Annotated in this window: 19 protein-coding genes; 11 read left to right on the top strand and 8 right to left on the bottom strand. The window is 70.7% G+C overall.

What is annotated here, in order from left to right; translation table 11 throughout:
* Window positions 1–78 precede the first annotated feature (78 nt).
* The 3 genes from RDV84_RS02805 to RDV84_RS02795 all read right to left on the bottom strand — a co-directional run bounded on the left by RDV84_RS02805 (window position 79) and on the right by RDV84_RS02795 (window position 1,904).
* Window positions 79–678, bottom strand: a complete 600-nt coding sequence (locus RDV84_RS02805; protein ID WP_231784010.1) for a mechanosensitive ion channel family protein — start codon at window positions 676–678, stop codon at window positions 79–81.
* A gap of 108 nt (window positions 679–786) precedes the next feature.
* Window positions 787–1,107, bottom strand: a complete 321-nt coding sequence (locus tag RDV84_RS02800) for a hypothetical protein (RefSeq protein ID WP_309152376.1) — start codon at window positions 1,105–1,107, stop codon at window positions 787–789.
* A gap of 170 nt (window positions 1,108–1,277) precedes the next feature.
* The gene (locus RDV84_RS02795; protein ID WP_078999343.1) at window positions 1,278–1,904 is read right to left on the bottom strand and encodes a DUF1345 domain-containing protein; all 627 of its coding nucleotides are present in this window, start codon (window positions 1,902–1,904) and stop codon (window positions 1,278–1,280) included.
* Window positions 1,905–2,209: 305 nt separating this feature from the next.
* On the opposite strand from RDV84_RS02795, the gene cls reads away from it, so the two are divergent.
* Complete coding sequence (cls, locus tag RDV84_RS02790) at window positions 2,210–3,703, top strand: cardiolipin synthase (protein ID WP_309152375.1); 1,494 nt, start codon at window positions 2,210–2,212, stop codon at window positions 3,701–3,703.
* Window positions 3,704–3,863: 160 nt separating this feature from the next.
* On the opposite strand, the gene RDV84_RS02785 is transcribed toward cls, so the two are convergent.
* On the bottom strand, window positions 3,864–4,304 hold the full coding sequence (locus RDV84_RS02785) for a hypothetical protein (protein ID WP_309152374.1): 441 nt from the start codon (window positions 4,302–4,304) through the stop codon (window positions 3,864–3,866).
* Window positions 4,305–4,550: 246 nt separating this feature from the next.
* Here RDV84_RS02785 and RDV84_RS02780 point away from each other — a divergent pair, with 246 nt between their 5' ends.
* Complete coding sequence (locus RDV84_RS02780) at window positions 4,551–4,826, top strand: hypothetical protein (RefSeq protein ID WP_078999328.1); 276 nt, start codon at window positions 4,551–4,553, stop codon at window positions 4,824–4,826.
* Between the two features lie 146 nt (window positions 4,827–4,972).
* On the opposite strand, the gene purD is transcribed toward RDV84_RS02780, so the two are convergent.
* Window positions 4,973–6,268: a phosphoribosylamine--glycine ligase gene (gene purD / locus RDV84_RS02775; RefSeq protein WP_309152373.1), complete on the bottom strand. Its 1,296-nt coding sequence runs from the start codon at window positions 6,266–6,268 to the stop codon at window positions 4,973–4,975.
* A 133-nt stretch (window positions 6,269–6,401) separates the two neighbouring features.
* Between purD and RDV84_RS02770 the strand changes: the two genes are divergently transcribed.
* Entirely contained in the window at window positions 6,402–7,859 is a 1,458-nt protein-coding gene (locus tag RDV84_RS02770) for an alanine/glycine:cation symporter family protein (RefSeq protein WP_309152372.1), read from the top strand.
* A 296-nt stretch (window positions 7,860–8,155) separates the two neighbouring features.
* On the opposite strand, the gene RDV84_RS02765 is transcribed toward RDV84_RS02770, so the two are convergent.
* Together RDV84_RS02765 and purH are read right to left on the bottom strand one after the other, a co-directional pair.
* Window positions 8,156–8,866 carry a hypothetical protein gene (locus tag RDV84_RS02765; RefSeq protein ID WP_309152371.1) on the bottom strand — a complete coding sequence of 237 codons (711 nt, stop codon included), beginning with the start codon at window positions 8,864–8,866 and terminating at the stop codon, window positions 8,156–8,158.
* A gap of 48 nt (window positions 8,867–8,914) precedes the next feature.
* Complete coding sequence (gene purH / locus RDV84_RS02760; RefSeq protein ID WP_309152370.1) at window positions 8,915–10,519, bottom strand: bifunctional phosphoribosylaminoimidazolecarboxamide formyltransferase/IMP cyclohydrolase; 1,605 nt, start codon at window positions 10,517–10,519, stop codon at window positions 8,915–8,917.
* A 275-nt stretch (window positions 10,520–10,794) separates the two neighbouring features.
* On the opposite strand from purH, the gene RDV84_RS02755 reads away from it, so the two are divergent.
* The 8 genes from RDV84_RS02755 to RDV84_RS02720 are packed head-to-tail and all read left to right on the top strand — an operon-like array spanning window position 10,795 to window position 18,835.
* Window positions 10,795–11,442 (top strand): CDP-alcohol phosphatidyltransferase family protein, encoded by a 648-nt coding sequence (locus tag RDV84_RS02755; RefSeq protein WP_078999769.1) that lies wholly within the window; start codon window positions 10,795–10,797, stop codon window positions 11,440–11,442.
* Window positions 11,439–13,226: a bifunctional alpha/beta hydrolase/class I SAM-dependent methyltransferase gene (locus RDV84_RS02750; RefSeq protein WP_309152369.1), complete on the top strand. Its 1,788-nt coding sequence runs from the start codon at window positions 11,439–11,441 to the stop codon at window positions 13,224–13,226. The genes RDV84_RS02755 and RDV84_RS02750 overlap by 4 nt, the downstream gene beginning before the upstream one ends.
* Window positions 13,223–14,587 (top strand): phosphatase PAP2/dual specificity phosphatase family protein, encoded by a 1,365-nt coding sequence (locus tag RDV84_RS02745; RefSeq protein WP_309152368.1) that lies wholly within the window; start codon window positions 13,223–13,225, stop codon window positions 14,585–14,587. Before RDV84_RS02750 ends, RDV84_RS02745 begins: the two co-directional genes overlap by 4 nt.
* Window positions 14,584–15,024, top strand: a complete 441-nt coding sequence (locus RDV84_RS02740; protein ID WP_309152367.1) for a hypothetical protein — start codon at window positions 14,584–14,586, stop codon at window positions 15,022–15,024. Before RDV84_RS02745 ends, RDV84_RS02740 begins: the two co-directional genes overlap by 4 nt.
* Window positions 15,025–15,065: 41 nt before the next feature.
* Window positions 15,066–16,556, top strand: coding sequence for a TIGR04222 domain-containing membrane protein (locus RDV84_RS02735; protein ID WP_309152366.1), 1,491 nt, complete (start codon window positions 15,066–15,068; stop codon window positions 16,554–16,556).
* 13 nt (window positions 16,557–16,569) lie between these two features.
* Window positions 16,570–17,232 carry a CDP-alcohol phosphatidyltransferase family protein gene (locus tag RDV84_RS02730; protein ID WP_057946276.1) on the top strand — a complete coding sequence of 221 codons (663 nt, stop codon included), beginning with the start codon at window positions 16,570–16,572 and terminating at the stop codon, window positions 17,230–17,232.
* Complete coding sequence (locus RDV84_RS02725) at window positions 17,229–17,861, top strand: lysophospholipid acyltransferase family protein (protein ID WP_078999782.1); 633 nt, start codon at window positions 17,229–17,231, stop codon at window positions 17,859–17,861. The genes RDV84_RS02730 and RDV84_RS02725 overlap by 4 nt, the downstream gene beginning before the upstream one ends.
* Window positions 17,862–17,875: 14 nt before the next feature.
* Entirely contained in the window at window positions 17,876–18,835 is a 960-nt protein-coding gene (locus tag RDV84_RS02720) for a phosphatidate cytidylyltransferase (RefSeq protein WP_231783946.1), read from the top strand.
* A 258-nt stretch (window positions 18,836–19,093) separates the two neighbouring features.
* Here the strand turns inward: RDV84_RS02720 and RDV84_RS02715 are convergent, their stop codons facing one another.
* Window positions 19,094–19,852: a hypothetical protein gene (locus RDV84_RS02715; RefSeq protein WP_057946279.1), complete on the bottom strand. Its 759-nt coding sequence runs from the start codon at window positions 19,850–19,852 to the stop codon at window positions 19,094–19,096.
* Window positions 19,853–19,864: the final 12 nt, after the last annotated feature.

The raw sequence follows: 19,864 nt of genomic DNA, 5'->3' as shown, positions 1-19,864 counted from the left end.
CGCAACTTTCGTCGTAGCCGAGGATTCGCGGTCGTGACTCGCGTCGCTCCCACAGGGAGCTCCCGCGGCTTGCGCTGCTCAGCGCCCGCCCGCGTCCTGCCACTCCGCGCTTTCGGCGGTCTTCTGCTCGCGCACGACCCGGCTCCACTCCGGCTCGTGCCGCCAGCGCCGCGTGGTGCGCTGGAAGAACTGGCTGTTGGGCACCTGCAACACCGTGTCGTCGCCGTTGGCGTGGGTTTCCTGCAGCGTGGTGTAGACGAAATTGATGTCGACCACGCGGCCCTTGAGCCCCGGCTTGTCGCCGTTCTCCAGCACCTCGATGTAGTCGTACAGGCGGAACGGCCGGGTGGTGAGGATCAGGAACGCGCAGAAGATGTTCGACAACACGCTCCACGCGGCGAAGAACGCCACCGCGCCAACCGCCACGAACCCGGTCAGCGTGGTCCACACCACCGAGCCCGAGATCCCGACCCGGTTGAGGAACATCAGCAAGGCGGTGATGTAGATCACCGTGCTGAGCCCGCGCCGCAGCCCCAGCGCGAAGGCTGGAGCGAGGTCGTAGCGGGTGGACATGCGCCGCAACAACTGGCGCAGCAGCGTGGTCAGCAGCCAGGCGATGGCCAGGATCGCGAAGGCCTCGCCGATTTTCGTGGCGATGTAGGTGGCCTGGGCGAGCATGGGGGACATTGCGGGCGCTCTCGGGTGGGAGGCCCGCAAGTGTAAGGGGCTAAGAGTGAGCGCGCAGTGCCGGAGCGGTTAGTTCGGGCAGGTCCAGGCGGCGGTCGCTCAGGCGTCCTCGTCGTACTCATCGGGCTGCCGCAGCCACGCGTGCCCGGTCGATTCGCGCACGGCCGACCAGCCGACAGGCAGGTCCGCCAACTGCAGCAACGCCGCGTCGCGATCGATCATGCAGCCCAGGCAAACCAATCTGCCGTCGGCTGTGTCCTGGGTGGTACCGCACAGGAACTGCCAGTCGCCGTCGTGATCGTGGTACACCTCGAGAATCGGCAGGCCGCCGTCGAGAACTTGCCGGGTCGTAAAAGAATGCGTATTGATCGGCGAATCGAACGGCCAGGTGGATTCGTCGAAGCGGTGTGCGTGGCTCATGGTTGCAGTGTCGATCAAGGTTCAGTGGGGCCGGAGCGGCGAAATCGCGCCGGAGCGTCGGGCGCATCGCTGCAAGCTGGAGAGCGTGCCTGTCGGGTGTGCCCAATCCGGCAGCAGTGCAAGGACGAGGGCGCAGCCGCACCTGGGCGCGACGGGAATGGGCCGATCGTTCAATTCGCCGCCACCGCCACATTCACCGCCGCCGCCACCAGCACCGCGTTGAAGAAATACGCCACGATCGAGTGCATCAGGGTGAAGCGCCGCAGCGCGCGGCCGGAGATCGCCACGTCCGAGGTCTGTGCGGCCATGCCGATCACGAAGGCGAAGTAGACGAAGTCGATCGCGGCGGGCTGCTCGTCGCCGGGGAATTCGAGGCCGCGGCGCGGTTGCTTGTCGGCGCCGGGGCGCCAGTACAGGTGCGCATAGTGCGAGGCGGCGAGCATGTGGATCGTCGCCCAGCCCAGCGGGATCGAGAGCAGGGCGAGGATCAGCCAGCCCAGGCTGGGGCGGTCGTCGGCGTTGATGGTCATGAACAACGCAGCCAGGGCGGTGGTCACGGTGGAAACGACGATCAGGAACAGGACGTAGACCGGGACGTCGCTCTTGACCGCGGCCTGGCGCAGGCGCTGGCCGCTGAGCCGGCGCAGGCTGGGCACGGCCAGCGCGAGGTAGCTCACGAAGAAAGCGTTGGCGGCGAGGATGATGGCGCGTTGCCAGCCCAGCCAGTCGGCGAGGACGAAGCCGAGGGCGTAGGCGGCGGCGATCAGCGCGAACAGGAACTTGCGGGAATCGAGCATGAGCAGCCCCAACTAGGCGCGCCGGCGGAGGCACCACGGCGGATTCAGGATAGCGCCGTGGGCGGCGGCGTCGCCAGCGCGCGGGCGGTCGGCGCGCGTGCGTCGGCTGTCGTCGTGGCGGCCTTCGTTGTGCCGGGTGCCGTCGCGTCGGGGCCGAGCCTCGTGCATCGCCGCGATCGCGGCGCGCGGCGGGGCGCTGGCTGCCATGCGCGGACGATTTTGCGGCGCCGTGACGCGCCCGCCGGCATGCTCGACCGCTGCGGCCATCGGCCGCGGCCGGCTCGGCTGGAGTACTTGGAGACCGCATGTCGTTCGAACTGAGCGGGTTGCCCGCGTCGCTGAACATCGGCCTGACGGTATTCGTGTTCGTGGCCCACCTGCTCGCCGTCGCGCGCGCGCTGACCCGGCCCAACCGCACGCCGGCCTCGCGCGCGGCCTGGGTCGCGGTGATCATGCTGGCGCCGGTGGCGGGCATGATCGCGTACCTGCTGCTGGGCGAAACCAACATCGGCCGCGCGCGGGTCGACCGGATCGAGCATGCGGGCAAGCGCATGCCGTCGCCGGACGATGCCGCCAACGCGCCGGGCGCGGTCCCCGACCATGCGGCGCCGTTGTTCGAGCTGGCCCGTTCGATCAACGGGTTCCATGCCGTCGGCGGCAACCGGATCGCGCTGCTCGGCGACGAGGACAGCGCCGCGGACGATCCCAAGCGCGATTGCCGGCTGGCGATCGATGCGCTGGTCGCCGATATCGAGCAGGCGCGCGAGTCGGTGCACATCGCCTTCTATATCTGGCTCGACGACGGCGCCGGCGGCCGCGTCGCCGATGCCGTGGCCGATGCGGCGCGGCGCGGGGTGGCCTGCCGGGTGATGGTCGATGCGTTCGGTTCGCGCGCCTTCATCGCCGGCGAGCGCTGGAAACAGCTCGGCGGGGCGGGGGTGAAACTGCTGCGCACGCTGGACGACCTGAATCGATTGCAGCACATCGCGTTCAGCCGCATGGACCTGCGCGATCACCGCAAGATCGTGGTGATCGACAACAAGATCGCCTATTGCGGCAGCCAGAACTGCGCCGATGCGGAGTTCCGGATCAAGCCCGCGTACGCGCCGTGGATCGACCTGCTGTTGCGTTGCGAAGGCCCGGTGGTGCGGCAGACGCAGTTCCTGTTCCTCAGCGGCTGGATTCCGGAGACCGGCGAAACCGGATTGGACGATTATCCCGACGCCGCCACGCCGCAGCGCTTCGACGAGGATTGCATCGCCCAGGCGTTCGAGACCGGCCCGGTCGTGCGCCACAACGCGATGAGCGACATGTTCGCCGCCTGCATCTACGCAGCGCGGCGCGAGCTGACCATCGTCACCCCGTACTTCGTGCCCGACGAATCGATCCTGCGCGCGATCTGCGCCGCGCCGCGCCGCGGCGCCGCGACCCGCTTGGTGTTCCCGCAGCGCAACGATTCGTGGTTCGTCGGCCAGACCTGCCGCAGCACCTACGCCGACCTGCTGCGCGCGGGCGTGGAGGTGTACGAGTATCCGCTCGGCATCCTGCACACCAAGGCGATGTGCATCGATGGCGAGGTCGCCCTGGTCGGTTCGGCGAACATGGATCGCCGCAGCCTGGACCTGAACTTCGAGAACAACCTGGTGATCGCCGACCGCGCGCTCGTCGCGGCGATCCGGCGGCGGCAGGACAAGTACCTGTCGGTGTCGCACCGGGTCGCGCTGGACGAGGTCGAGGCGTGGCCGCTGCGGGTGCGGCTGGTGCAGAACGCGGTGGCGATGATGTCGCCGGTGCTTTAGGCGGTTTGCGGGTGCACGCGATGCGCGCCCCTGGACGTTGCGGGAACGCGCTTGCCCCGCTTGAGGTGTTCTGCTCGCCTGACGGTCGCGCCGGTGCGCAAGAGGCGCGGTCGCCGCTTGCGCCGCTGCTACGAGCAGCGAACCGCCCGGGGCGGAAGGCTCAGCGCCAGAACACCCACCACGGCTTGGTTTCCTGCGGGGGCTCGTAGGCCGGCACCGGGCACAGCACCGCCCAGCCGTCTTCTGCGTGCGACATGAAGGTGCGCTGGGGAAAGGTGCGGCCGTCGGCGTTGCGGATGTTCTGGGTCACGGTGAAGAAGCGGCCGGCGAAGTGTTCGACCGCGACGACTTGAGTGACGACGCCGAGGAAGTCCGGCGGTCGCGCCTGCCGCCATTGCCGTTGCAGCGCGTCGGCCAGTTCGCCGCGCGGGCCCGCCGGCGGCGCGGCGCCGGCCGGGCGCAGATGCTGCTGGATGAGTTCGGCCTCGTGCTCGAAGTTGCGGCAGCGCAATGCGAGTTCGAAGTCGCCGTTGCGATAGGCCTCTTCGAGCGCGTGCAGGGTTTTCTCGGGCGTGGACCGATCGAGTTCCGGGTTGCTCAACGCGATGCCCCTGTGAATGGACGGTCGTGCGGAACGTGCTGCGCATCGGCGCGACGGCGACAGCGCCGGGATGCGTCTTTCCCGATCCTAGCCGATCGCGGCGCGACGGATACGACCTGGGTCGCATATGGCAATGTCGTTGCGGGGTGAAGACACGATGTCAACGCGGCGGCCTGCGCCGGCGTTTCGCGGGCAGCCAGCTTGCGGCGGTTAGGCTCGGGCCGTTCCCCGCACGAGGAGGCCGGTATGTCCGCCGACACCAAGACGCCGCTGGATCATGTCAACACCACGTTGAACCAGCTCAAGGAAATGCGCCACTACGCCAAGAACTACGTCGAGCAGTTGACCGGGCAGTGGCTGCTGTTCGACGGCGAGTTGAAGAAGCTCAAGCAGGCGCAGCGCATCGAGGAACTGATGGTGCGGCAGGGCGAGTTGTACGAGGCCCTGGACAAGGAAATCGCGGAGCTGGAGGAGTTGGCGACGACCTTGCAGCCGGCGCCGGAGGACGCGGCGGCGCAGTGATGCGGATCGTTCGCGCTTGCGGCCGCGGCATCGTATTTGCGATGCAAGCGCGATAGCGGTTCGCGCGGTTGTTACATTGAGCGGGCCTGAAACGAACAACGGCCGGGAGCGGGCACTCCCGGCCGTTGCGTTTTCGCCAGATGGCGTCAGGCCTGCGCGGCGCGCTCGCGCTCGATCGCGCGCCAGCCGATGTCGTGGCGGTGGAACTCGCCCTGCCAGGAAATCCCGGCGACGACTTCGTAGGCGCGGCGTTGCGCATCGGCCACGCTGTCGCCGAGCGCGCAGGCGCACAGCACGCGGCCGCCGGCGGTGACCGCCTGGCCGTCGACGAGTCGGGTGCCGGCATGGAAGACGTGGCTGTCGACCGGCAACGGCACGTCCCATTCGCTGATAGGATCGCCGGTGCGCGGGGTGTCGGGGTAGTGCTGCGCGGCCATCACCACGCCCAGCGAGGGGCGTGGGTCCCAGTCGGCTTCGACGGCGTCCAGGCGCGCGTCGATCGCGGCGTCGACCAGATCGAGCAGGTCCGAGCGCAGGCGCAGCATCACCGGCTGGGTTTCCGGATCGCCGAAGCGGACGTTGAATTCGATGACCTTGGGCGCGCCGTCGGCGTCGATCATCAGGCCGGCGTAGAGGAAGCCGGTGAAGGGCACGCCGTCGGCGATCATGCCGCGCACGGTCGGCATCACCACTTCGCGCATGACCCGGTCGTGGACCGCCGGGGTGACCACCGGCGCGGGCGAATAAGCGCCCATGCCGCCGGTGTTGGGGCCGGTGTCGCCGTCGCCGACGCGCTTGTGGTCCTGCGAGGTCGCCATCGGCAGCGCATGCTCGCCGTCGACCATGGAGATGAAGCTGGCTTCTTCGCCGTCGAGGAACTCCTCGATCACCACGCGCGCGCCGGCGGCGCCGAAGGCGTTGCCGGAGAGCATGTCGCGCACCGCGTCTTCGGCCTCAGGCAGGGTCATCGCCACGATCACGCCCTTGCCGGCGGCGAGGCCGTCGGCCTTGACCACGATCGGCGCGCCTTTCTCGCGCACGTAGGCCAGGGCCGCGTCGACGTCGGTATGCACCGCGTAGTAAGCGGTCGGAATGCCGTGGCGGGCGAGGAAATCCTTGGCGAAGGCCTTGCTGCCTTCGAGCTTGGCGGCCGCGGCGGTGGGGCCGAAGATGCGCCGGCCGGCGGCGCGGAAGCGGTCGACCACGCCGGCCACCAGCGGCGCCTCGGGGCCGACCACGGTCACCGCGACGGCTTCGTCGGCGGCCAGCTTCAGCAGGCCGTCGAGGTCGGTGGCGGCGACCGCGACGTTGCGGCATTTGCCTTCGCGCGCGGTGCCGGCGTTGCCGGGGGCGACCAGGACCTCGTCGACGCGCGGGGATTGGGCGAGCTTCCAGGCCAGCGCGTGTTCGCGCCCGCCGGAGCCGATTACGAGGACCTTCATGCCTGCTCCTGGCCGGGGCCGGCCGGAAAACGCGCGAAAACGCGGGAATAGGCGATTTTACGCGAGCCGCAGGCAGGCCGCGACCCGGCTGTTACCATCGCAGGCCGATTCTGGCGTTTGTGGGGACTGGCGGATGCAAGCTTTGCTGGACGCGATCGAAACCGCGCTGGCGCCGGTCATCGGCGCGATCAACCATGTGTTGTGGGACTACTTCCTGACCTACGGCCTGTTGCTGGTCGGCCTGTACTTCACCGTGCGCCTGCGCTTCCTGCAGGTGCGGCGGTTCCCGCACATGCTGCAGGTGATCGGGCGCGGCACCGACGGCGACTCCTCCGGCATCTCGCCGTTCCAGGCGCTGTGCACGTCGCTGGCCTCGCGCGTGGGCACCGGCAACCTCGCCGGCGTCGCCATCGCCTTGAGCCTGGGCGGGCCCGGCGCGTTGTTCTGGATGTGGTGCACCGCGATGCTGGGCATGGCCACGGCCTACGCCGAGAGCGCGCTGGCGCAGCTGTACAAGGTGCGCGACGAGAACGGCCAGTACCGCGGCGGGCCTTCCTACTACATGAGCCGCGGCCTGAAGAAGCCGTGGATGGGCGTGGCGTTCGCGCTGTGCCTGCTGCTGACCTACGGCCTGGTGTTCAGCAGCGTGCACGCGAACGCGATGGCGCAGTCGCTGCATTCCGCCTTCGGCCTGAGCCAGCTGCAGATCGCCAGCGGGCTGGTGCTGTTGACGGCGGTCATCATCTTCGGCGGCTTGCGCGCGATCGCGCGGTTCGCCGAATGGGTGGTGCCGTTCATGTCGCTGGGCTATCTGTTGCTGGCGGGCTGGGTGGTGTTGACCCACCTGCCGCAGGTGCCCGCGGTGCTGACCTTGATCGTACGCAGCGCGTTCGGCCTGGACGCGGCCGCCGGCGGCGTGCTCGGCGGGCTGGCGGTGGCGATGCTGCAGGGGGTCAAGCGCGGGTTGTATTCGAACGAAGCCGGCATGGGCAGCGCGCCGAACGTGGCCGCGGCGGCGACGCCGGTGCCGCACCATCCGTCCAGCCAGGGCCTGGTGCAGTCGCTGGGCGTGTTCATCGACACCCTGATGATCTGCAGCGCGACCGGTTTCGTGATCCTGCTGTCCGGGGTGCTGGGGCAGGGCGGCGACGGCGTGCAGATCACCCAGGCGGCGATGACGACCTTCTTCGGCGGCTGGGGCACCTACTTCGTCGCCATCGCGCTGTTCTTCTTCGCCTTCACCACGATCATCGGCAATTACTCCTACGCCGAGAGCAACCTGCTGTACTTGGGCGGCGGCGCCAAGTCGCTGTTCGTACTGCGGGTGGCGGCGCTGGCGGTGATCGTGTGGGGCGTGTATTCGAAGGTGGAGCTGGTGTGGAACGCGGCCGATGCGGCGATGGCGCTGATGGCGTCGATCAACCTGGTCGCGATCGTGATGTTGTCGGGCGTGGTGGTGAAGCTGACCCGCGACTACGACCGGCAGCTGCGCGAAGGCAAGTCGCCGGAATTCCATATCGCCCAGTACGCGGAGCTCGGCGACGGGGTGGATCACGAGATCTGGCGCGAGCGCGGCAAGCCCGGCGCGTAAGCCGGGCTTTGGGTAGGAGCGGCGCGAGCCGCGACCGCGACAACGCGGCTACGACGAGGCTTGCGCCGCGGTTGCGTTTTCGCGGTCGCGGCTTGCGCCGCTCCTACAGGGGGCTGTTGCGGCATTCGCCCGAACCCGTCATTCCGGCGAAAGCCGGAACCCATTTTGATCTTGCTGTCGCCTCGCGCAGGGCTGCAGCGCAAGAGCAACGGCAAAATGGGTTCCGGCTTTCGCCGGAATGACGGGGACAGAAGAGCGCCGGCCCCGAATCCGGCGTCCAGACCCCGCGCCGCGCGCTAGTGGATCGCCGAAGCCGGCAGCTTCCCGTCCTCGCGCAAGCGCTCCAGCGCCAGTTCCGCCAGGCTGTCCCACAGCGGCGGCGGCAGGCGGTTCTGGCGCAGGTGCCAGAGCAAGGCGATGGATTGCGAACGGCCTTCGCGCCAGGTCAGCACGGCTTGCCACGAGGGTTCCAGGCTGCGCGGGTCGAGCAGTTCGACCTTGTAGCGGTGCTGGCTGACGCTGCGGCCGTCGTAGTCCAGGCCGTCCAGCGAGACCCGCAGCACCGGCGCGGCGGTTTCGCGCAAGGATTGCAAGGTCTGGGTTTGATGCTCGATGGCGGCGCGCCGGTCGCGCAGCTGCGAGGTTTCGCCGAAACGCTCCTGCTCGCTGCGCGCGGACAGCGGCCGCACCCGGTAGCCCAGCTGCTCCAGCCGCTGTCCCAGCGCGCGCGCCAGTTGCGCGGTGTAGTCGCGGCGCAGGCCGGCTTCGATGTCGAGCGAGACGTCCGGCTCGACCAGCAACACGGTGACGGCGTCGCCGCCGATGCCGTACTCGCCGAGCATCTTGCTGTCGGCCGACTGCCGTTGCGAGTACTGCCAGCCCGCCCACAGCACCAGCACCGCGGCCAGCACCGCGAGGATCATGAGCTTGCGCGTGAGCGAGTGCAGCAGCCCGCGGCCGGAAGGCGGCGGCCCCGGCGGCGGGCGCGGTTTGAATTCGAGCGGCATGATGCGGTCGGGTGCGGCGCGGGCGCCGGGGCGCCCGCGCGCGCAGGCTCAGTGGCGGAAGTGGCGCACGCCGGTGAACACCATCGCCAGGCCGTGTTCGTCGGCCGCGGCGATGACTTCGTTGTCGCGCATCGAACCGCCCGGCTGGATCACCGCCTTGATGCCGGCGGCCGCGGCGGCGTCGATGCCGTCGCGGAACGGGAAGAACGCGTCGGAGGCCATCACCGAGCCCGGCACGACCAGCCCGGCTTCGTCGGCCTTGAGCGCGGCGATCTTGGCGCTGACCACGCGGCTCATCTGCCCGGCGCCGATGCCGATGCTGCGATGGTCGCGGGCGTAGACGATGGCGTTGGACTTGACGAACTTGGCGATGCGCCAGGCGAACAGCAGGTCGGCCAGCTGCGCGTCGGTCGGCGCCAGCTTGCTGACGACCTTGAGTTCGTCGCGACCGACTTCGCGCAGGTCCGCGCTCTGCACCAGCAGGCCCGAACCGATGCGCTTGAAATCCAGGGCATTGCGGCCGTCGCCGCCGGGAATGCGCAGCACCCGCACGTTGGCCTTCTTCTTCGCGTATTCCACCGCGCCGTCTTCATAGTCGGGCGCGATCAGCACCTCGACGAACTGGCGGTCGAGGATGACCTTGGCGGTGGCCGCGTCGAGCCTGCCGTTGAAGGCGATGATGCCGCCGAAGGCCGAGGTCGGATCGGTGGCGTAGGCCAACTCGTAGGCGTCGCCGCAGGCCACGCCCTCGGCCACGCCGCATGGGTTGGCGTGCTTGACGATCACGCAGGCCGGGCGCTCGAACTGGCGCACGCATTCCCAGGCGGCGTCGGCGTCGGCGAGGTTGTTGTAGCTCAGCTCCTTGCCCTGCAACTGGACGAAGCTGGCCAGCGTGCCCGGCAGCGGCTGCGCTTCGCGGTAGAACGCGCCGCTCTGGTGCGGGTTCTCGCCGTAGCGCAGGTCCATGACCTTGACGAAGCTGGCGTTGTGCTGGGCCGGAAACTCGAGCTTGCCGCCGTCTTCGCCGATCGCCGAGAGGTGGTTGCTGATCGCCGCGTCGTACTGGGCGACGCGGTTGAACGCGGCCACCGACAGGGCGAAGCGGGTCTTGGCCGAGAGCGCGCCGGCGTTGGCGTCGAGTTCGGCCAGCAGCGAGGCGTACTGGGCCGGGTCGGTGGCGACCGCGACGCGGGCGAAGTTCTTCGCCGCCGAACGCAGCATCGCCGGGCCGCCGATGTCGATGTTCTCGATCACGTCCTCGAACGAGCTGTTAGGGTCGGCCGAGACCTTTTCGAACGGATACAGGTTCAGCACCAGCAGGTCGATCGCGCCGATGCCGTGTTGCGCCATCACCGCGTCGTCGACGCCGGCGCGGCCGAGCAGGCCGCCGTGCACCAGCGGGTGCAGGGTCTTGACCCGGCCGTCCATCATTTCCGGGAAGCCGGTGACCTCGGCCACGTCGCGCACCGGCAGGCCGGCCTCGCGGATCGCCTTGGCGGTGCCGCCGGTGGACAGCAGTTCGACGCCGTGCGCGGCCAGGGCGCGGGCGAGTTCGATCAGGCCGGTCTTGTCGGACACGGACAGCAGGGCACGGCGGATGCGTACCGGCGGGGACGCCGGGACCGGTCGGCCGGTCGGGAGCTCGGAGGTCATTCGGGGAGGAAGGCAGCGGAAGGGCGCGGGAATTATAGCCGCGCGCGCCCGTCGGGCCGCCCGTTCAGGGCGATGCGGGGCGGCCGGCGCCGGGTTTTGCGGCCGGCGCGGCAAAGTCGCGCCGCGGCGGTGTAGCCCGGCGCGCCGGCCGGGCCACTGTGGCGATACCCGCGCGGCGACGACGCGGCCGGGTGCCCGCCGGCTCGCATCCGAGCGCGCAGCCGCTAAGCTGTGGCGGCGCCCGGTCGCGGGCGCGCGGCGAGCGCAAGGAACCGATGGCTTCGATCTACGCTTTGAAAGGACGCTTCCAGGACCTGCTGCGCCCGCTGGTGCGGCGGCTGCACGCGGCGGGCGCCACCGCCAACCAGGTCACCGTGGCCGCCGCGCTGGTGTCGCTGGCGGTCGCCGCGCTGGTGTACTGGGGCGCGCCGGCGCGGCCGTGGCTGTTCGCGCTGCTGCCGCTGTGGATGTTCGCGCGCATGGCGCTCAACGCCATCGACGGCATGCTGGCGCGCGAGTTCGGCCAGCAGTCGCGGCTGGGCGCCTACCTCAACGAATTGTGCGATGTGGTGTCCGACAGCGCGCTGTATCTGTCGCTGCTGGCGTTGGCCGGGCTGCATGCGGCGCCGCTGCTGGCGTTCGTGCTGCTGGCGGCGCTGACCGAATACGCCGGCGTGCTCGGCCTGATGGTCGGAGCGCCGCGGCGCTACGACGGGCCGATGGGCAAGAGCGACCGCGCCTTCGTGATCGGCGCGCTGGGGCTGTTGCTGGCGCTGGGCTGGATCTCGGCGTGGCCGGTCGAGATCGTGCTGGTGCTGGCCTCGATGCTGTGCGCGTGGACGGTGGTGCGCCGCGTGCGCGCCGGTTTGCGGCATGATGCCGCGCCGGGAGCGGTAAGCGTTCGACAAGGAGAGCGGGAATGAATGAAGTCGTGGTCAAGTCCGGCGGCGCGCGCGCGGCCGAGGAACGCTGGTTCGCCAGTTTCGACGGCGCCGAGCTGTTCTACCGCCACTGGCCGGCGAGCCAGCCCGGCGACGGGCCGCGCAAGGCGGTGGTTCTGCTGCACCGCGGCCACGAGCATTCGGGCCGGGTCGAGCACCTGGTGCCCGAGCTGGGCCTGGAGGATTGCGATTTCTTCGCCTGGGACGCGCGCGGCAACGGCCGCTCGCCCGGCGAGCGCGGCGATGCGCCCGGGTTCGAGGCGCTGGTGCGCGACCTCGACCGCTTCGTCGCCCACATCCGCGACAAGCACGGCATCGACGTCGAGAACCTCGCCCTGGTCGCGCAGAGCGTCGGCGCCGTGGTCGCCTCGACCTGGGTCCACGACTACGCGCCGCGCTTGCGCGCGCTGGTGCTGGCCTCGCCGGCGTTCAAGGTCAAGCTGTACGTGCCGCTGGCGCGGCCGGGCCTGGCGCTGATGCAGAAGCTGCGCGGCAACTTCTTCGTCAACAGCTACGTCAAGCCGCGGTGGCTGACCCACGACACGGAGCGGGTGGAGAGCTACCGCACCGACAAGCTCATCGCCCGGCCGATCTCGGTGCGGGTGCTGCTGGGGTTGTACGAGGCGGCCGACCGGATCGTGGCGGACGCTCAAGCGATCACGGTGCCGACGCAACTGTTGGTCTCCGGCGCCGACTTCGTCGTCCACCGCGGCCCGCAGGACCGCTTCTACGAACGCCTGGGCAGCGCGATCAAGGAACGCCACCTGCTGCCGGACTTCTTCCACGACACTCTCGGCGAGAAAGGCCGCGCCGCCGCGATCAACCGCATCCGCGCGTTCGTCCAGGCGCGTTTCGCCCAGCCGCTGAGCCGCGCCGACCTGAGCGAGGCGCACCGGCGCGGGCCGAGCTTCGAGGAATCGGAAAAGCTGTCGTGGCCGCCGGAGCGCTGGTCGCTGGCCGACCTGCGCTGGCGCTTCGTGCGCGCCGGGCTGCGCTTCGGCGGCAAGCTGTCGGAAGGCATCCGCCTGGGCCTGGACACCGGCTTCGATTCGGGCAGCAGCCTGGACTACGTGTACCGCAACGAGGCCCGCGGCGGCGGGCCGCTCGGGCGCATGGTCGACCGCAATTACCTGGAAGCCATCGGCTGGCGCGGCATTCGCGTGCGCCGCACTCATCTGCACGAACTGCTGCGCGAGGCGATGCGCCGGCTGCGCGAGGCCGGGCAGCCGGTGCACGCGGTCGACATCGCCGCCGGCCACGGCCGCTATGCGCTGGAAGCGCTGGCGGGCGAGGGCGCGCACGCCGACAGCGTGCGCCTGCGCGACTACAGCACGCTCAACGTCGACAAGGGCCGCGCGCTGATCGAGGAACTCGGCGCCGGCGCGATCGCCCGTTTCGACCAGGGCGACGCGTTCGACCGCAACGCCCTGGCCGCGCTGGAGCCGAAGCCGACCCTGGCGGTGGTGTCGGGCCTGTACGAATTGTTCCCCGACAACGATCAGGTGCGGCGCTCGCTCGAGGGCCTGGCCGCGGCGGTGCCGCCGGGCGGGTTCCTGGTCTACACCGGCCAGCCCTGGCACCCGCAGCTGGAATTCATCGCGCGCGCGCTGACCAGCCACCGCGGCGGCGCGGCCTGGGTGATGCGCCGGCGCAGCCAGCAGGAGATGGACGAGCTCGTGCGCGCGGCCGGTTTCGTCAAGGTCGACCAGCGCATCGACCGCTGGGGCATCTTCACCGTGTCGATGGCGCAGCGGGTCGCGCAATGACCGACGCCGTCGCCGCGACCCGGCGCCCTTGGGGGCGCGCGGCGCTGTGGCTGCTGGTGCTGGGGCCGCTGTTCTTCGCCACCTACGGCTACGCCAATGCGCTCGCGGCCGCGCGCGCGGACGTGCCCAGCCTGGCGTTCGGCTGGGAGCGGGCGATCCCGTTCTGGGCCTGGACCATCGTGCCGTACTGGTCGATCGACCTGTTCTACGGCATCTCGCTGTTCGTCTGCCGCGACCGCCGCGAACTGGACACGCAAGGCTTGCGCCTGCTGACCGCACAGGCCGTGGCGGTGGGCTGCTTCCTGCTGTGGCCGCTGCGCTACAGCTTCGTGCGGCCGCACACCGACGGCGTGTTCGGCTGGCTGTTCGACGTGCTGCTGGGCTTCGACAAGCCGTACAACCAGGCGCCGTCGCTGCACATCGTGCTGCTGATCGTGCTGTGGGTGCGCTTCGCCCATCACCTGCGCGGCGGCTGGCGCTGGCTGCTGCACGGCTGGTTCGCGCTGATCGGCGTGTCGGTGCTGACCACGTTCCAGCACCACTTCGTCGACATCCCGACCGGCCTGCTCGCCGGCTGGCTGTGCGTGTGGCTGTGGCCCGAACGCATCCGCGCGCCGTGGCGCGAGGCGGCGCCGGCGCGCGATCCCAAGCGCTGGACGCTGGCGGCGTTGTACGCGGCGGCCGCGGCCCTGTGCGCGTGGGCGGCGGGCACTTTGAGCGCGGGCGCGCTCGGCGGCTGGGCGCTGTGGCTGTGGTGGCCGGCGGCGTCGCTGGCGCTGGTCGCGCTGAATTACGCGCTGCTGGGGCCGCTGGGATTCCAGAAGCGCGACGACGGCCGCCTGAGTGTGGCGGCGCGCTGGCTGTTGGCGCCGTATCTGCTCGGCGCCTGGATCAATTCGCGGCTGTGGACGCGGCGCGCGCCGCAGCCGGTGCCGGTGATCGACGGCGTCTGGCTCGGCCGGATTCCTGCGCGCGGCCAGCGCGCGCGCTTCGCCGCGGTCGTGGATGTGTGCGCGGAACTGTCGCTGATGGATGCGCGCGAAGGCGATGCGGTGCGGCCGATGCTGGACCTGGTCGCGCCGACGCCGGTGCAGTTGATCGCCGCGGCCGACGCCATCGCCGCGCGGCAAGCGCGCGGCGAGGTGTTGGTCTGCTGCGCGCTGGGCTATTCGCGCAGCGCCGCCGCGGTGGCCGCGTGGTTGCTGCGCAGCGGACGCGCCGCGGGCGTGGACGAGGCGGTGGCGATCGTGCGTAGCGCGCGGCCGGCGATCGTGCTGCGCGCGCCGCACCTGCGCGCGCTGCAGGCGCTGGTCGCGGCGCCCGCGCTGGCGGCGGCCGGGTTGGGGACGCAGAACGCATGAGCGGCCCGGTCCCGCCGCCGGCCGCGTTCGGCGCATTCGAACTGCGTGCGATGGCCGCGCTGCTGGCGCAGGGGCGGACCCTGTGCGCGGCCTCGCTGCTGTTGACCGCGGTGGCGCTGGTGGGCCTGTTCGTGAGCGACTGGCGCGCGCCGCTGTGGCTCGCGGCGGCGGCCGGCGCGCTGCAGCTCTACTACGCCGTGCGCGTGGATTTCGATGCGCGGCTGCTGCAGGCGCTGGCCGCGCGCGCCGAGACCGATGCCGACGGCGGCGTCGCCCGGCTCGATGCGGCGCTGGCCGCGCTGGGCCTGCGCAAGCCCGGCGCCGTCGCCCGCGACTGGCCTGCGCGCTGGCGCGGCGCGCGCGCGTTGTTGCGCAAACAGGCCGGTTTGGTGATCCTGCAAAGCGCGGCGCTGCTGGCCGCCCTGGGGAACGCGTAGTTGTTGCGCGTGTTTTCGCCGAACGCCCGATGGATCTGGCCATGAACGAAAGCGAACAAGCGCGGCGCGACGCCGACTGGACCGCGGAACGGCGCGAGCTGTGGCAGCGCCTGCGTGACTACCGCTTCGGCGGCGACCGGGCCGAGGCCTTCCTCGACCGGGTCGGCCATGCGCTGGGCTGCGACCGCGCCGGCGCCGAGGCGGCGCTGGAGGAATACCGGCGGTTCTGCTTCCTGGCGGTGGCCGCCGGCCATGCGGTCACGCCGAGCGTGCGCATCGACAAGGTCTGGCACGCCCACCTCACCGACACCCGCGACTACTGGGGCCGCTTCTGCCCGCAGGCGCTGCAGCGCGAACTGCACCACACGCCCTCGCTGGGCGGACAGGCCGAAGACGCGCGCCATCAAGAACAGTACCGGCAGACGCTCGTCAGCTACGCGGACTTCTTCGACGAACCGCCGCCGCTGTGGTGGCCGCCGCCTTCGCCCGCGCCGGCGCAGGCGCGGCCGCGCGCGGAACCGGCTGGCGCGCGCGAGCGCTTGCTGTCGCCGTGGCAGTCGCCGCCGCGCGGCGGTTACCTGGCGCTGTCGCTGGCCAGCGGCGCGCTGGGTTTGATCTACCTGACCTGCGTGCGCGCGCAGGAAACCTTCAATCCGCTGGATTTCGGCGGCGGCGGCTTCCTCGCGCTGTACTTGGCCATGCTGCCGTGGGCTTACCTGGCCGGCACCGCGATCAAGCGCGCGCTGCGCGGTCCGAACCGGCGCAACCAGGCCCAGGTCGAGGACGAGGTCGAACTCGCGTACCTGGCCGGCGGGCCCGAGCGCGCCGTCGACGTGGCCCTGGTCGAGCTGATGCGCCGCGACCTGCTGGCGCTGGACTACAACGGCGCGCCGTTGCGCGCGGCCGAGCGCCTCGACCGGGTCTGGCTGCGCGTCGACGCGGCGCGCCTGCGCGCGCAGGCGGCGCAGTTGCCGGCGCCGGTGCTCGCCGCCGCCGAGACCGCGCAGCGCGAGCAGAGCCTGTCGCTCACCGTCATCGCGCTGGCGCGCGCGTACGAGCCGATGGCCGAACGATTGCGGCGCAAGGGCTGGTGGCTCAGCGAATCGGCCGACCTGCGCCTGCGCCAGTTGGGCAGCGCGCCGTTGCTGGCGCTGGCGGCGCTGGGCGGGCTAAAGATCTGGATCGGACTGGGCCGGGACCGGCCGGTCGGCTTCCTGGTGGTGCTGGTGGGGCTGACCCTGATCGTCGCCATGGCGCGCCTGTTGCGCCAACAACAGCGCACCCGCGCCGGCGAATGGGCGCTGCACGACGCCAGCGGACGGATCGCGCCCGGCGATCTCGCCGCGCAGGTCGCGCTGTCGGGCACGGTCGGCCTGTACGGCAGCGGTTTCGCCGACTATCACATCCTGCGCACGCCGCCGTCGGGTTCCAGCGGCGGCGACAGCGGTTCCGGCAGCAGCGGCGGCGACAGCGGCGGCGGCGGTTGTGGCGGCGGCGGAGGCGGCGGCTGCGGCGGTTGCGGCGGCGGTTGAACGGAGTGCCACGATGAGCGATCCCCAAGCTTCTTCCCGCCGCGCGGCGCGCTACGAGCGACGGCTCGCGCTGGCGGCGTGGCTGCGCGCGCGCGGCGCGACTCCCAACGGTCTGTCGCTGTTCGCGGTCGGCCTGTCGGCGCTGGCCGGCGCGGCGTTCTTCTTCGCCTTGCGCGATCCGCCGCACTACGGCGCGGCGCTGTTGCTGTTCGCGGCGCTGTGCCTGGGCGGACGCATCGCCTGCAACCGCCTGGACGGCGTGCTGGCGCGCCGCGGCGGCATGGTCGGCAAGGCCGGCGAGGTCTACAGCGACGCGCCCGACCGGCTCGCCGATGCGCTGGTGTTCCTCGGCGCCGGCTACGGCCTGACCCCGTGGCTGCCGTGGGCCAGCGACCTGGGTTGGGCGGTGTCGCTGCTGGCGGTGGGCACGGCCTATGTGCGCGTGCTCGGCCTGGCCTGCGGCCTGCGCGAACACGGCGAGGGGCCGATGCCGCGGCGCACGCGCATGATCGCGATGGCCGTGGCGGCGCTGCTGGCGGCGGCGGGATTGGCGCTGGGCCAACCGGCCGCGGTGGCCTGGCTGTTGCTGGCGGCGCTGGCGGTGGTCGCGCTCGGCGCGGCGCTGACCATCGCCCTGCGTCTGCGCGCGATCGTGCGCGAACTGGAGTCGCGATGATTTCCCACCTGCTCGCGGCCGGCTTCAGCTCGGCGATCCGCCTGCTGACCGGCGCGCGCGCGCTGTGGCGCTGCTCGCCGTCGGCCGACCACCGGGTCTACTACGGCAACCACGTCAGCCACGGCGACTTCGTCATGATCTGGTCGGCGCTGCCGCCGGCACTGCGGCGCGAGGTGCGGCCGGTGGCCGGGGCCGATTACTGGCAGCGCGACGCGCTGCGCCGCTACCTGATCCGCGAAGTGTTCAACGGCGTGCTGATCGAGCGCGACGCGGCCGCGCGCAAGTACGATCCGATCGATGTGCTGTGCGAGGCGGTGGACGGCGGCCAGTCGCTGATCCTGTTCCCCGAGGGCACCCGCAATCAGAGCGACGAACCGCTGCTGCCGTTCAAGAGCGGCCTGTACCACCTGGCGCGGCGCCGGCCGGAACTGGAGTTCGTGCCGGTGTGGATCGACAACCTCGCCCGGGTCATGCCCAAGGGCAAGATCCTGCCGTTGCCGCTGCTGTGCACGGCGACCTTCGGCGACACCCTGCGCCTGGGCGCGGACGAGGACAAGGACGCGTTCCTGCAACGCGCGCGCGACGCGCTGCTGGCGCTGTCGGAGCAAGGCAACGGAGGCCGGGATTGATGGAGCGGGCAGGTTTGGATCAGGTCGTGGAGTTCGTGCGCGCGCAGTCGCATCCGGTGTTGTTGTTCAGCGGCGTGGCCGCGGTGCTGCTGCTGGCGACGCTGGTGTCCGAATGGCTGCGCTGGAAGACCCGCGACAAGCCCAGCGCGGTGATCGCCAACCTGGTCGCGCGCATCCGCGCCTGGTGGGTGATGGCGCTGGTGGTCGGCGCCGCGTTCGCGATCGGCCGGGTCGGCATGATCGTGCTGTTCGCGCTGGTCTCGCTGTTCGCGCTGCGCGAGTTCATCACCCTCACCCCGACCCGGCGCAGCGACTATTACGCGCTGCTGGCCGCGTTCTACGTCGCCTTGCCGCTGCAGTACTGGCTGGTCTACACCGACTGGTACGGGCTCTACACCCTGCTGATCCCGGTCTACGCCTTCCTGCTGCTGCCGATCCTGTCCACCGTCGGCGAAGACACCACGCGCTACCTGGAGCGCACGGCCAAGGTGCAGTGGGGGCTGATGATCTGCGTGTTCTGCATCTCGCACGTGCCGGCGCTGATCAACCTCAAGATTCCCGGCTACGAAGGCCGCAACCTGTTGCTGGTGGCGTTCCTGGTGATCGTGGTGCAGTCCTCGGACGTGCTGCAGTACATCTGGGGCAAGCTGTGCGGCAAGCGCCTGATCGCGCCGCGGCTGTCGCCGTCGAAGACGGTGGAGGGCTTCGTCGGCGGCGTGGCCTCGGCCACCGCGCTCGGCGCGGCGCTGTGGTGGATCACGCCGTTCACGCCGTGGCAGGCCGCGGCGCTGGCGCTGGTGATCAACCTGATGGGGTTCTACGGCGGGCTGGTGATGTCGGCGATCAAGCGCGACCGCGGGATCAAGGACTGGGGACACATGATCGAGGGCCACGGCGGCGTGCTCGACCGCCTGGACTCGGTGTGTTTCGCCGCGCCGGTGTTCTTCCACCTGATCCGGTATTGGTGGGTGTGAGCGCGGGCGGGCAGCCAGGCGCTGAAGTTGGTTGAGTCCGCGGCGGCGTCGACGCTGCCCCCAAAGCCGTCATTCCGGCGAAAGCCGGAACCCATTTTGATCTTGCTCTTGCTGTAACGCATTCGCGCTGCGAAGCAAAATCAAAATGGGTTCGGGCTTTCGCCGGAATGACGGGTCTGGGTTACGGGGTTTAGGTTCCGGGCTTCGGGCCCAGGATTGCCGCCAGCGACATTGCCGCCAGCGACGGCCGCGCCGCTCTCAGCTCCAATCGAAACTCAGCAACGCCAAGCGTTCGACCGGTTCGTAGAACAGCAGGATCGAATCGGCGCCGCTGGTGCGGTAGTTCCAGCCCGGCACCGAGGCGACGTGGCGGAAGCGGCGGCCGGCGGGGCTCAGCGGCCACACCACCTCGTCCGCGTCGCCTGCGTCCGCGCCGCCGGGGCGGCCGTATTCCAGCGGGAACTCGACCGTCTCTTCCCAGTTGCCGCCGGCCTCGACTTCGCCGCCGACGGATTCGACCAGTTCGACCGCATCTTCGCTGCCGTAGCTGGGCCGGCCCTTGCGGTCCAGGCGCACCAGCTTGCCGTGGCGGCGGTAGTAGTCGCGCGAGGCGGCGTAGGCGGCCTCTTGTTCGGCGTAGTGCGTTTCCAGTTCGCGGCGCGACACCGCCAGCGCCGCGGGCGTCTGTTGCGCGCTGGATTCGAGCAGAAAGTAGCGCGCGTCGCCGAGCAGGCGATAGCGGCCGTCGGCCTCGACCTGGAAGCCGATCCAGTTCGGCTTGAGCAGTTCGCCGTCCTCGACCTGGCTGTACTGGCCGACCAGGCCGTCGCAGGGTTCCAGCGGGCTCAGCAGGTGCAGCCAGCCGGACCACTGCGGGTCGACGGCGGCCAGGTCGATGGAGAACAGCGGATGCAGGTGTCGGGCCAGGTGTCCCTGGTCGGCGGCGAAGACGTCGGCGGCGTCGGGGAACGGGCGCAGCCAGTCGCCGGCCTGGGTGAGGTCGCGTTCGGCGTCCATGTCGGCGGATTC

Origin of the sequence: Lysobacter yananisis, assembly GCF_031199375.1 — a bacterium.
Lineage (GTDB): Bacteria > Pseudomonadota > Gammaproteobacteria > Xanthomonadales > Xanthomonadaceae > Lysobacter > Lysobacter yananisis.
Note: the sequence above shows the minus strand (reverse complement) of the source record. Positions and strands in the feature narration are given on the sequence as shown.

What these genes read in the sequence shown, in the direction of transcription:
- RDV84_RS02755 (WP_078999769.1), top strand. Translation starts at nt 10,795, where the DNA reads ATGGCTTCGATCTACGCTTTGAAAGGACGCTTCCAGGACCTGCTGCGC.
- RDV84_RS02795 (WP_078999343.1), bottom strand. Translation starts at nt 1,904, where the DNA reads ATGCTCGATTCCCGCAAGTTCCTGTTCGCGCTGATCGCCGCCGCCTAC.
- RDV84_RS02730 (WP_057946276.1), top strand. Translation starts at nt 16,570, where the DNA reads ATGAGCGATCCCCAAGCTTCTTCCCGCCGCGCGGCGCGCTACGAGCGA.
- cls (WP_309152375.1), top strand. Translation starts at nt 2,210, where the DNA reads ATGTCGTTCGAACTGAGCGGGTTGCCCGCGTCGCTGAACATCGGCCTG.
- RDV84_RS02770 (WP_309152372.1), top strand. Translation starts at nt 6,402, where the DNA reads ATGCAAGCTTTGCTGGACGCGATCGAAACCGCGCTGGCGCCGGTCATC.
- RDV84_RS02765 (WP_309152371.1), bottom strand. Translation starts at nt 8,866, where the DNA reads ATGCCGCTCGAATTCAAACCGCGCCCGCCGCCGGGGCCGCCGCCTTCC.
- purD (WP_309152373.1), bottom strand. Translation starts at nt 6,268, where the DNA reads ATGAAGGTCCTCGTAATCGGCTCCGGCGGGCGCGAACACGCGCTGGCC.
- RDV84_RS02735 (WP_309152366.1), top strand. Translation starts at nt 15,066, where the DNA reads ATGAACGAAAGCGAACAAGCGCGGCGCGACGCCGACTGGACCGCGGAA.
- RDV84_RS02750 (WP_309152369.1), top strand. Translation starts at nt 11,439, where the DNA reads ATGAATGAAGTCGTGGTCAAGTCCGGCGGCGCGCGCGCGGCCGAGGAA.
- purH (WP_309152370.1), bottom strand. Translation starts at nt 10,519, where the DNA reads ATGACCTCCGAGCTCCCGACCGGCCGACCGGTCCCGGCGTCCCCGCCG.
- RDV84_RS02715 (WP_057946279.1), bottom strand. Translation starts at nt 19,852, where the DNA reads ATGGACGCCGAACGCGACCTCACCCAGGCCGGCGACTGGCTGCGCCCG.
- RDV84_RS02800 (WP_309152376.1), bottom strand. Translation starts at nt 1,107, where the DNA reads ATGAGCCACGCACACCGCTTCGACGAATCCACCTGGCCGTTCGATTCG.
- RDV84_RS02805 (WP_231784010.1), bottom strand. Translation starts at nt 678, where the DNA reads ATGCTCGCCCAGGCCACCTACATCGCCACGAAAATCGGCGAGGCCTTC.
- RDV84_RS02745 (WP_309152368.1), top strand. Translation starts at nt 13,223, where the DNA reads ATGACCGACGCCGTCGCCGCGACCCGGCGCCCTTGGGGGCGCGCGGCG.
- RDV84_RS02780 (WP_078999328.1), top strand. Translation starts at nt 4,551, where the DNA reads ATGTCCGCCGACACCAAGACGCCGCTGGATCATGTCAACACCACGTTG.
- RDV84_RS02725 (WP_078999782.1), top strand. Translation starts at nt 17,229, where the DNA reads ATGATTTCCCACCTGCTCGCGGCCGGCTTCAGCTCGGCGATCCGCCTG.
- RDV84_RS02740 (WP_309152367.1), top strand. Translation starts at nt 14,584, where the DNA reads ATGAGCGGCCCGGTCCCGCCGCCGGCCGCGTTCGGCGCATTCGAACTG.